This is a genomic window from Caulobacter sp. CCH9-E1, assembly GCF_001556515.1.
Lineage (GTDB): Bacteria > Pseudomonadota > Alphaproteobacteria > Caulobacterales > Caulobacteraceae > Caulobacter.
The window spans coordinates 43,156-51,526 of sequence record NZ_LSJA01000052.1; the positions used below are offsets into that span (position 1 = coordinate 43,156).

The following is an 8,371-nucleotide window of genomic DNA, read 5'->3' on the forward strand; positions in this document are numbered from 1 at the left end:
CAGATCGTGCTGTTGCGGGGAGAGCTTAGCCCACCTTCGTGAAGTCCGCAGGCCTGCGTTCCATGAAGGCCATGAACGCCTCGCGCGCCTCGGCGGTCTGCAGGCGGGCGGCGAACTCGGCGCCTTCGACGTCCATCAGGGCGGCGATCTTCTCGGCGTCGCGCATGAGGCGCTTGGTGGTGGTCAGGGCGCCCAGCGGACGCTTGGCCAGCTGGTCGGCGGCGGCGCGCGCCCTGGTCCGCAGCTCGCTGGCCTCGACTGCGGCGTTGGCGAGGCCCCAGGCCACGGCCGTGGCCCCATCCACCGCCTCGCCCAGGGCGAACATGGCGTAGGCGCGGGCGTGGCCGATCCGGGCGGGCAGCAGCCAGCTGGAGGCGGCTTCCGGCACTAGGGCCAGGTTGACGAACGGCACGGTCAGCCGCGCGTCCGGCGTCACATAGACGAGGTCGCAATGCAGCAGCATGGTCGTGCCGACGCCGACCGCCTGTCCCTGCACGGCGGCGACCAGCGGCCGTGTGGCGTGGGCCAGGGCCTTCAGGAACCGCCACACGTGGCGCTCGCCCGTGAAGCTGCCGGTGGCCTGGGCCGCGAAGTCCTGCAGGTCGTTGCCCGCGGTGAAGCTGTCGCCGTCGGCCTGAAAGACCACGACGCGGATCGCCGGGTCCTTCTCCGCGCGCTCCAGGCCGTCGGCCAGCGCGCCGTACATGGCGTTCGAGAGGGCGTTCTTCTTCTCCGATCGCGCCAGGGTGAGGGTCATCACCCCCGCGTCGATCTCAACCTTTACGAGGTCCGTCATGTCAGGCGTCTCCCTTGGGGAACTTGGTCTGCAGGCTGGCCAGCCAGCGCGCGACCACGTCGATTTCGTCTTCCGTGAAGCCTTCGACCAGCTGGGCCTTGATCCCCTGAAGGCCAGCCTTGGCCTCTTCCCGCGCCGCGTGGCCCCTGTCGGTCAGGTGCAGGCGCATGGCTCGGCCATCCTTGGAGTCCGCGCGGCGCTCGACCAGCCCGGCCTTGGTCATGCGGTCGATCAGGCCGGTCATGGCCGAGGGCGCCAAGTCAAGAGCGTCCGCCGCCTCGCCGATCAAGGCCCCGTCGCGCTCGCCGAGATAGAACAGCACGCCCGACTGCGCCGCGGTCAGACCGCCCTTCGCCGCCATCCTGGCTTCCAGCCAGCGCTGCACGCGCCGATGGCCGGCGTTGAGCAGGAAGATCAGGCGGCGGTCTTGCGCGACAGGCATGGGCCAAGCGTCATGCTTCGCACGCGAAATGTCAAACGTGCGTTTTTAGTCTTCGCTAGAAATCGCCGCGTACCACGCGACGCCCTCGCCGTCGGTCGTGCGCTCGATCCGGCCGCGGCGGATCAGGCAGTTGAGGTGCGCCAGCGCCTCGCCCGTCGCCATGCCCAAGAGGTCCGGACCGATCGGCCGGGCGAACAGCGCGCCGAAGGTGTCGACCACCCGCTTGGGCTCGGCCAGCTTCTTCTCCAGCCGCGCCAGTCCGCGCTCGTGCCCCGAGATCAGGCCGTCGATCCGCGTGTGCAGCCCTTCGAACGGATCGTTGTGGGCCGGCAGGACGATCACATCGTCTGGAACCGTCGCCTTGACCTTGGCCAGGGAGCGCAGCCAGTCGCTCAGCGGGTCGGCGTCCGGCTCGGTCGGGAACACCGAGACGTTCGACGAGATGCGCGGCAGCACCTGGTCGCCCGAGATCAGGATGTTCAATTCAGGGCACCAGAGGCAGGCGTGGTCGGGCGAGTGCCCCTGCCCCGTGACGACCGTCCAGGTCCGGCCGCCGATCTCGAAATGCTCGCCGTCGGTCAGGCGACGATAGCTGTCGGGCAGGGCGTAGATCGCCTTGCCGAAGCCGCCGAAGCGGGCCTTGTAGTTCTCGATCGCGTCCTCGTCCCAGCCGGCGGCGCGGAAGAACTTCACGCCGTCCTCGGGCGCCTCGCGGCCGGTGTCGGCCACCAGCATCCGGCACTGGAAGTACTCCAGCCGCGTCATCCAGAGGCGGCAGTCAAACTTGCGCGTGATCCAGCCCGCCAGGCCGATATGGTCAGGATGCAGATGGGTGACGATGACCCGAGTGATCGGCCGACCGCCCATGGCCCCCGCGAAGGCCGCGCGCCAGGCCTGGCTGGTCTCGCGCGTCTGCACGCCGGTGTCGACGATCGCCCAGCCCTCGCCATCCTCGATCGCCCAGACATTGATGAACTGCAGCGACCCGCCCAGCGGCATGCGCAGCCAAAGCACGCCCGGAGCGACCTCGACCGCTTCGCCCGAGCCCTGCTCCGGCGCCGTCTCGAACGGATAGACCAGGCGCCCAGCCTTCTTGGGCGCTTCGGCCTCGCCGCCCGCCTCGTCCTCGAACCCGTCGCGCATTCCGTCCCCTAACCCATTTTTTGCCCGCGAGGGCCGTCAAGATCGCGCCTATGTCGGACGGTATCTTGACCCCCGATGCAAGCACGCGCTTATGTCCGCGCGAGGAATCCACCCAGGAGATGTTTCCCATGAGGCCTTTCGCGATCGGCCTGTCGGCCGCCCTCGCGGTCGCCATTCTCGTGCCGGCCGCCGTCATTTCGGCGCCGAAGGAAGAGAAGGGCAAGCCCGCCGCCATCGACGCCAAGGCGCGCGAGATCGGCATGAAAGAAGCCCCGGCCGTCATCCAGGCCAGCGGCGCGGGCTGCACGGTTTCGGACGCCCGCTTCATCGGCGAGGACAAGAAGGCCGGCGCCAAGTACTACGAAGTCGCCTGTAGCGAAGGCATGGGCTTCGCGGCGATCGCCAAGAAGGACGCCGCGCCGCAGGTCTACACCTGCCTCGAATCGAGCCAGCCGGGTCCGGACGGCAAGGTCGGCGGCCTGGCCTGTATCCTGCCCGGCAACGCCAACCAGGGCGCGGCCCTGGCGCCCTACGTCAAGAAGGGCGGCGTGAGCTGCGATATCGAGAACACCCGCGCCATCGGCTCGGGCGCCAAGAACTCGTACTTCGAAGTCGCCTGTAAGGGCGGCTCGGGCTACATCGTCCAGACCGTCGCGCCGCTGAACATCAACGGCGACGTCTCGGTCAACAGCTGCCTGCTCTACGAAGAAGGCGGCAACGTCAGCTGCAAGCTGACCACCCGTCAGACCCAGCTGAACGTGGTCGACACCCTGAACAGCGCGGCGAACACCAACTGCGCGATCAAGGATCGCCGCTACGTGCTCAGCACCAAGAGCGACAACTACTTCGAAGTCGCCTGCCAGGACGGCAAGGGCTACGTCTATCAGCAGACGGCGGCCACCGGCGCCTTCGCCCGCTCGATCCCCTGCGCCCAGGCCGGCTTCGTCGGCGGCGGCTGCACCATGACCGACGCCGTCGCGGCCCAGACCGAGCAGGCGGGCTTCTACACCAAGCTCGCGACCAAGGCCGGCTTCCCCTGCGACGTCGAGAAGTACGGCATGCTGCCGACCAACGACCCGAAGAAGGAAGTCGTCGAGCTGAAGTGCAAGGGCAGCGACGTCGGCGGCATCGCCGTCTTCACCGCCGCCGACGGCAAGGTCTTTGACTGCGTCACCGCCGAGCTGAACGGCTACCGCTGCTCGTTCACCAAGAAGGACACGCAGTTCGCTCGCCTGACCAAGGACCTGGTCGGCTTCAACAAGTCCTCGTGCACCGTTTCGGACGCCCGCATCATCGGCGCGACCGAGACCGAAGGCTTCGTCGAAGTGGCGTGCTCGGACGGCCTGCCGGGCTGGGTGCTGGGCTATCCGATCGGCGTCGCCAAGCCGGCCGCCAAGGAGTTCCTGTCCTGCGTGCAGGCCAAGGGCATCGGCGGCGGCTGCAAGCTGCCGACCAACAAGGTCAAGGGCTGATCCCAGCCCTCCAGCCTGAATGAGGAAGGCCCGCCGGGAGCGATCCCGGCGGGCCTTTTCTTTTAGCCCATCGCCGCTTCGATCAGCCGGGGCCCCGGCGTCGCCATCGCCCGGGCGAACGCCTCGTCGAAGGCCTCCGCCGTCTCGGCGCGCTCGGCGGCCATGCCCATGCCCTGGGCCATCTGGACCCAGTCGATGCGCGGATCGCCGAGATCCAGAAGCTTCGAGGCCGCCGGTCCGGGATTGCCCGCCCCCGTCCGCCCCAGCTCGATGCCGAGGATCCGGTAGGCGTGGTTGGCGAAGACGACGACCGTGACGTCGAGCTTCTCGCGCACGATCGTCCAGAGTCCCTGCACCGTGTACATGCCCGCGCCGTCGCCGGTCAGGGTCAGGACCTTGCGGTCCGGACAGGCCACCGCCGCGCCGATCGCCAGCGGGATGCCCTGGCCGATCGCGCCGCCGGTCAGGGACAGCCAGTCATGGGCTCGCGCGCCGCGGGTCTGGGTGAAGATCGGCAGGCCCGCCGTCACCGCGTCGTCCGAGATCACGGCGTCCGTCGGCATGTGGCGCGCCACCGAAGCGCCGATCGCCCAGGCGTCCAGTCGCCCCGAGGGAGCGTCGGGCGCCGCGTAGGTCTCGACCGTCGCCTGCGCCGGCGCGCCGACCGCATCCGCCAGCGCCGTCAGCGCCGCCGTCGCGTCGACCTCGCGGCCGCACAGGGTTTCGACCGAGCAGCCCTCGGGCGTCAGCACGCTGGGGCGGTCGGGATAGGCGAAGAAGGCGACCGGTCGCTGGGTCGAGACCAGGATCATCAGGTCGACGCCGTCGAGGTCCTTCAGGGCCTGCTCGGCGAAATAGGGCAGCTTGTCGGGACGGAACCGCCCCTCGCCCCGCGCCTGGCGGGCGGTGAAGGTGTCGGTCAGCACCCGGACGCCGTGGGCGGCGAGGCGCCCGGCGGCGGCCAGCGCGGCCTCGCCGCAAGCGCCCGAGCCCAGCAGCAGGACCGGCTTCTTGGCGAACCCCAGAGCCTTGGTCGCGGCTTCGACGGCGGCGGGGTCCGGCGCGGCGAAGGCGGGCGGCGTCACGATCGGCCCCTTCACGGTCGCCTCGTTCCAGGCCGCGTCGGCCGGCAGGATCAGGCAGGCGCCGCCGCCGGGCGTTCCATAGCTGGCGACGATCGCCTCGGCGGCCAGGGGCCCGACGCTGTCGGCGCTTTCGGCCGACTTGACCCAGATCGAATTCGGCGCGGCCAGGGCGGCGATGTCGCTGTTCAGCGGCGCGTCAAAGCCGCGATGATAGGTGGCGTGGTCGCCGATCACGTTGACCACCGGCGTGAACGCCCGCCGGGCGTTGTGCAGGTTGGCCGCGCCGTTGGCGTAGCCGGGTCCCAGGTGCAGCAGGGTGCAGGCGGGCTTGCCGGCCATGCGGCCATAGCCGTCGGCGGCGCCGGTCGCGACACCCTCGAACAGGCAGAGCACGCTGCGCATGCGCGGCTCGCGATCCAGGGCCGAGACGAACTGCATCTCGCTGGTGCCGGGGTTGGCGAAACAGGCGGTGACGCCGTTGTCGGCCAGGGTGGTGATCAGGGCGTCCGCGCCGTTCATGGTCTTCTCCGTACCGTCGCCCATCCTTCCGACATTTCCGCCAAGTCACGCAACACCATTGCGCGACCAAGCCGCGGCGAGGCATCGTGGCGGCCGCGAGCATCGCCGACAGGGCGAGCCGTGCTGAGGGGGAAACGGATCATGTCGCAGGGCAGCCTGGCGCGTTGGGCGCTGATCGCCTCGATCATTGGAGGCGTCAGTTATGTCGCCAGTTGGGGCCTGTCGTTGTCGACGCCGGCCGAGGTGCTTTGGAAAGGCGCGGGCGTCGGCCTGCTGGCGGTCTATGCGGGCCTGAAGGCGCGCTCGACCGACGGCTGGCTGCTGACGGCGGTGATGGCCCTGGGCGCGCTGGGCGACGTGCTGCTGGTGACCTCGGGCCTGACCATCGGGGCCCTGGCCTTCCTGGCCGGCCATCTCACGGCGATCGTCCTCTATGCCCGTAACCGGCGAGGGGCCTCGATCCCGGCCTTGCTGGCGGCCGCCGCCTTCATCCCCGTGGTCGTCGGCGTCGCCTTCCACCTGCCCGCCGACCGGGCCGGCGCGCCGGGCGTGGCGCTGTACGCCACCGGTCTTTCCGCGATGGCCGCCTCCGCCTGGCTGAGCCGCTTTCCGCGCGGTCAGGTCGCCCTGGGCGCCCTGATGTTCGTGATCTCCGACCTGTTGATCTTCGCCCGCGGCGGCCTGCTGCCGGAAACCTTCGCCACCGGCTTGGCGGTGTGGGGGCTGTACTACGCCGGCCAGCTGCTGATCTGCCTGGGCGTGACTCGCGCGCTCACTTCTCCTTCCGACCTCCCCGGCGAATGCCGGGGCCCAGATCCAGCCTGAGCGGCTGGAGTGTTCGCGCTCTCCGATCCGAACGATCTCTCCCAAGTTGGCGGGTTCGATCTGGGCCCCGGCATTCGCCGGGGAAGTCGGCTTAGAAAACGAGAATTCCCTCATCCGGCGCCGCCGCGAACAGCCGCTCCAGCTCGGTCGGCCGGCGCTCGCGGGCCAGGGCCTGGTTGATGTAGCCCTTGTCGGTCAGCTCGCCGCTGGCCGCGTCGGGCGCCCCGTCGAGGACCAGGGCCCGGGCGATCCGACCTGTCCCGCCCTTGGCCTGCTGGTTGTAGGCCGTCAGCCGTTCGGCGATCGCCGCCCGTACGGCCGCATCATCCCCCAGCCGCCCACAGGCCTTGGCGTCGAGGAACAGCATCAGGCCGATTCCCTCGCGCCCCTCGCCGCAGACGATGGCGTCGGAGACGAGACCCCCCAGCGCCGAGACCACCGCCACACGCAGCGCCCCGGCCGCGACGAAGGCGCCGCTGGCCAGCTTGAAGTTCTCGACCAGACGCCCGTCGAAGACGAGACCCGCCGAGGGGGCCTCCGGATCGGCCAGCCGCGCCGCGTCGCCGAGCCGATAGAAGCCGTCCTCGTCGAAGGCCTGGGCCGTGGCTTCCGGCTGGTCCAGATAGCCCGGCGAGACCTGCGGCCCCTTCACGCGGATCTCGAACTTGCCGCCCTCGCCCGCGGGGACCAGCTTCACCGCCGTGCCCGGCGTCGGCAGGCCGATCATGCCCGACCGGGCGTTCAGCCAGTGGATGTTGCAGGCCGTCGGCCCCGTCTCGGTCGCGCCATAGCCGGCGGCGAAGGTGATCCGCTCGCCGATCGTCTTCACCGCCACGGCCTGGACGCGGTCGAGGATCGACTGGGCCATCGACGCGCCGCCGTACTGCAGCACCCGGACCTTCTCGAAGAACTTCGCCGCCAGGGCCTCGTCGCGCTCCAGCTCGCCGATCAGCATGCCCCAGCCGGCGGGAACCATGTTGTGATAGGTGGTGGCCACCTCGCGCAGGTTCCGCACCGTCTCGTCGAAGCGGCCGGGGACCGGCTGGCCGGCGTCGATATGGAGCGTGCCGCCCCGGTGCAGCACCATGTGCAGGATGGCGTTGGCGCCCAGGCTGTGGCTCCAGGGGGCGGAGTTGACCAGCACCGGCGGCTCTGGATCGGCGTAGCACGCCTCGATCTGGGCGGCGTTCAAGGCGATGTTGGCGTGGGTGCACAGCACCGCCTTCGGTTTGCCGGTCGAGCCCGAGGTCAGCAGCAGCTTGGCGATGTCGTCCGGCCGGGCGGCCGGGGCGCGGGGCGCGCTCTTCAGAAGGTCGGCGAAGGCGGTGTCGCCCGGGCGGGCGTTGCGGCTGACGATCACGGGCAGGCCGGCCAGGAACGGCGCGGCCAGGGCCTCGCCGAACGCCTCGGCGTCGTCGGCATAGACGGCGGCGGGCTTCAAGCGTTCGACGGCGTGCTGGAGCCGCGTCAGATCCGCGCCCTTCAGGCCATACTGCGGCGAGACCGGCGCGGCCGGCGCGCCCAGGCTCATGGCGGCGTAGGCGATCAGGGCGTGGTCGATCCCGTTGCGGGCCAGGATCAGCAGCGGCTGGCCGCGTTGCAGGCCCAGGTCCGCCAGGCCGCCGGTCAGGGCCTCGATCTGGTCCTTGGCCTCGCCATAGGTGACCGTCCGCCAGCCTTCCGCGCCGGGAATCCGCTCGGCCAACCAAATCCGCTCCGGCGTCTCGGCCGCCCAGCGGGCCAGGGGCTCAGTCGTGGTCCGCACGGCGTCCGAATAGGGGTTGGGATTGCGCAGGATCAGCGTCTCGCCCGCCTGCTCGACCTCCAGCGCGCGAGGGGCGTAGCGGGCGTCGCGGAAGGGAGCGGTGTGGGGCGCGTTCATAGGCCTAGTTATGTCGCGGGTCATACGGGCGTTCAATTGCCGCGAACACACGACTTCGCCGCTTCACGCGATCGCTCGCTGAAGGGATGGAAGGGGCTGCGGAGCGCCCGGACGTTCGTCCGGAGTGTGAGTAGTGATTACCGTTTCGACGAAAGCCTAGACGCTCCGCGCAGCCGTTATCCGGTGAGCCTTCGACGCGCGGGGTTT

7 protein-coding genes are annotated in these 8,371 nt (G+C 70.1%); 2 read left to right on the plus strand and 5 right to left on the minus strand.

Translation table 11 applies throughout. The features are described 5' to 3' along the window. Positions 1 to 25 precede the first annotated feature (25 nt). The 3 genes from AX690_RS02800 to AX690_RS02810 are packed head-to-tail and all read right to left on the minus strand — an operon-like array spanning position 26 to position 2,381. Entirely contained in the window at positions 26 to 796 is a 771-nt protein-coding gene (locus AX690_RS02800; protein ID WP_066680560.1) for an enoyl-CoA hydratase, read from the minus strand. Position 797: 1 nt separating this feature from the next. After that, positions 798 to 1,238: a MarR family winged helix-turn-helix transcriptional regulator gene (locus AX690_RS02805; protein ID WP_066680561.1), complete on the minus strand. Its 441-nt coding sequence runs from the start codon at positions 1,236 to 1,238 to the stop codon at positions 798 to 800. Between the two features lie 45 nt (positions 1,239 to 1,283). After that, on the minus strand, positions 1,284 to 2,381 hold the full coding sequence (locus tag AX690_RS02810; RefSeq protein WP_066680563.1) for an MBL fold metallo-hydrolase: 1,098 nt from the start codon (positions 2,379 to 2,381) through the stop codon (positions 1,284 to 1,286). A gap of 119 nt (positions 2,382 to 2,500) precedes the next feature. Between AX690_RS02810 and AX690_RS02815 the strand changes: the two genes are divergently transcribed. Further along, positions 2,501 to 3,853: a hypothetical protein gene (locus AX690_RS02815; protein WP_082769464.1), complete on the plus strand. Its 1,353-nt coding sequence runs from the start codon at positions 2,501 to 2,503 to the stop codon at positions 3,851 to 3,853. A gap of 62 nt (positions 3,854 to 3,915) precedes the next feature. Here the strand turns inward: AX690_RS02815 and AX690_RS02820 are convergent, their stop codons facing one another. Beyond that, positions 3,916 to 5,457 (minus strand): acetolactate synthase large subunit, encoded by a 1,542-nt coding sequence (locus tag AX690_RS02820; RefSeq protein ID WP_066680571.1) that lies wholly within the window; start codon positions 5,455 to 5,457, stop codon positions 3,916 to 3,918. A gap of 141 nt (positions 5,458 to 5,598) precedes the next feature. Between AX690_RS02820 and AX690_RS02825 the strand changes: the two genes are divergently transcribed. Then, a complete protein-coding gene (locus AX690_RS02825; RefSeq protein ID WP_066680567.1) occupies positions 5,599 to 6,282 on the plus strand; it encodes a lysoplasmalogenase in 684 nt (227 codons plus the stop codon). 91 nt (positions 6,283 to 6,373) lie between these two features. On the opposite strand, the gene AX690_RS02830 is transcribed toward AX690_RS02825, so the two are convergent. Next, positions 6,374 to 8,164: a feruloyl-CoA synthase gene (locus AX690_RS02830; protein WP_066680569.1), complete on the minus strand. Its 1,791-nt coding sequence runs from the start codon at positions 8,162 to 8,164 to the stop codon at positions 6,374 to 6,376. Between the last annotated feature and the right edge of the window lie 207 nt (positions 8,165 to 8,371).

What these genes read in the sequence shown, in the direction of transcription:
- AX690_RS02800 (WP_066680560.1), bottom strand. Translation starts at nt 796, where the DNA reads ATGACGGACCTCGTAAAGGTTGAGATCGACGCGGGGGTGATGACCCTC.
- AX690_RS02830 (WP_066680569.1), bottom strand. Translation starts at nt 8,164, where the DNA reads ATGAACGCGCCCCACACCGCTCCCTTCCGCGACGCCCGCTACGCCCCT.
- AX690_RS02810 (WP_066680563.1), bottom strand. Translation starts at nt 2,381, where the DNA reads ATGCGCGACGGGTTCGAGGACGAGGCGGGCGGCGAGGCCGAAGCGCCC.
- AX690_RS02815 (WP_082769464.1), top strand. Translation starts at nt 2,501, where the DNA reads ATGTTTCCCATGAGGCCTTTCGCGATCGGCCTGTCGGCCGCCCTCGCG.
- AX690_RS02820 (WP_066680571.1), bottom strand. Translation starts at nt 5,457, where the DNA reads ATGAACGGCGCGGACGCCCTGATCACCACCCTGGCCGACAACGGCGTC.
- AX690_RS02825 (WP_066680567.1), top strand. Translation starts at nt 5,599, where the DNA reads ATGTCGCAGGGCAGCCTGGCGCGTTGGGCGCTGATCGCCTCGATCATT.
- AX690_RS02805 (WP_066680561.1), bottom strand. Translation starts at nt 1,238, where the DNA reads ATGCCTGTCGCGCAAGACCGCCGCCTGATCTTCCTGCTCAACGCCGGC.